The following is a 1,780-nucleotide window of genomic DNA, read 5'->3' as shown; positions in this document are numbered from 1 at the left end:
GCCACATCCAGCTGCTGGAACAGGCCAAACCACAAGGCGACTGCAGCGTGGTCAGTATTTTTGTGAACCGGCTCCAGTTTTTGCCAAACGAGGACTTTGACAGCTACCCCCGCACCTGGGAGGCCGACTGCGCCAAACTGCAAGCCGCAGGATGCGACGTGGTGTTTGCGCCGCGAGAAACCGACCTTTACCCCGAGCCTCAGACCATCCAGGTGCACCCCGACCCCGCCCTGGGCGACATTTTGGAAGGTGCATTTCGGCCCGGCTTTTTCACGGGCGTTTCGACCGTGGTCATGAAATTGTTCATGGGTGTGTTTGCAGGCAAGGCCCATGGGCTGGCCGTGTTTGGCAAAAAGGATTACCAACAACTCATGGTGATTCGTCAGATGGTGCGGCAGTTTGTGTTGCCCATTGAGGTGTTGGGCATGGAAACCTGCCGTGCCGAAGACGGCCTGGCCCTGAGTTCACGCAACGGCTATTTGAGCGCTCCTGAGCGCGCCCAAGCGCTGCAACTGTCAAGGGTCCTGCAAGCGCTGGGACGTGATGCCTTGGCCTGCAAGGACGCGCTGGCCCAGCACTTGCCCGAGCTGGAAGCCCAAGCCATGGCCAGCCTGCACCAGCAAGGCTGGCAGCCCGACTACCTGACGGTGCGTCGCCGCCATGACTTGCAAGCCCCTCAAGCCGGTGATGCGCTGGTGGTGCTGGGAGCCGCGAAATTGGGCCAAACCCGGTTGATCGACAACTTCGAGATTTGATGGCCCTACAGCAGCCTCAGTGGCTGCGACCGCTTCGGAACATGCCGTGGGTTTTGCGGTTGAGCACGCCTTGGGCGGCCAGTTTGTTCATGGAAGGGCTGGCATGGGCATGGGTGATGGCCATGCCCAAGGCATCGGCTGCATCTTGTCGAGGCAGCACGGGCAACTGCAGCAAGCGCTTGACCATCTCCTGAATTTGCGATTTGGCAGCACGGCCGTGGCCAGTGACCGATTGCTTCATTTGCAAAGCGGTGTACTCGGCCACCGGCAAACCACAGGACACGAGGGCCGTGACCGCGCAACCACGGGCTTGACCCAGCAGCAAAGTGGCTTGCGGATTGACGTTCACAAACACGATTTCGACCGAAGCCACATCGGGCTGGTAACGCGCTGTGATTTCACGGATACCGTCGTAGATCACCTTCAAGCGGGCGGGCAAATTGCCCATGTCTTCGCGGGTGGTTTCAATGACGCCACTGGCCACGTACTGCAGGCGCGAGCCGGTCATGTCGAGCACCCCAAAGCCCGTCGTTTGCAAACCCGGGTCAATGCCCAGTATGCGCAGGGTAGGCGGTGCAGTCGTGCTCAGACTGCTCATGGCAAGACCACGTCGTTCATGCGGGCCACGATGGTTTCAGCCCGCGCTGCGAGGTAGGCCGATTGCGCCCGCTTTTCAAAATAGCGGGGGCGCGGCAGCATCACCGCCAGCCGGGCCGCCTCCCAGGCGTTCAGGTGCGCCGCGCTTTTTCTGAAATAGTGCTGCGCTGCGGCCTCGGCACCGAACACGCCCTCGCCCCACTCCACGCTGTTGAGGTAAATTTCCAAGATTCGGCGTTTGCTGAGGAAAGCCTCCAGCGCCAGCGCCAGCACCATCTCTTGGCCCTTGCGCAGCAAGGTGCGCTCACCCGACAAAAACAGGTTCTTGGCCAGTTGCTGGGTGATGGTGGAGCCGCCCACGATTTTCACGGTGACCGGTTTGTCCGGCTGGCGTTGGGCGCGTTTTTCGGCATTCGCTTTGGCCTTGG

At 60.9% G+C, this 1,780-nt stretch carries 3 protein-coding genes; 1 reads left to right on the top strand and 2 read right to left on the bottom strand.

From position 1 onward, the window contains the following. The coding region (panC, locus tag Q0341_RS02725; protein ID WP_299510380.1) for a pantoate--beta-alanine ligase at window positions 1-755 on the top strand (755 nt) is incomplete at its 5' end. 16 nt (window positions 756-771) lie between these two features. Here the strand turns inward: panC and ruvC are convergent. Continuing rightward, window positions 772-1,320, bottom strand: a complete 549-nt coding sequence (gene ruvC / locus Q0341_RS02720) for a crossover junction endodeoxyribonuclease RuvC (RefSeq protein ID WP_299510381.1) — start codon at window positions 1,318-1,320, stop codon at window positions 772-774. Window positions 1,321-1,349: 29 nt separating this feature from the next. Then, on the bottom strand, window positions 1,350-1,780 hold a 431-nt coding region (locus Q0341_RS02715; protein WP_299510379.1), incomplete at its 5' end, for a biosynthetic peptidoglycan transglycosylase.

It is taken from the genome of uncultured Limnohabitans sp. (assembly GCF_937889215.1).
Classification (GTDB): domain Bacteria; phylum Pseudomonadota; class Gammaproteobacteria; order Burkholderiales; family Burkholderiaceae_C; genus Limnohabitans_A.
The sequence above is the reverse complement of the archived record's forward strand: the minus strand, read 5'-3'. Positions and strand labels throughout refer to the sequence as shown.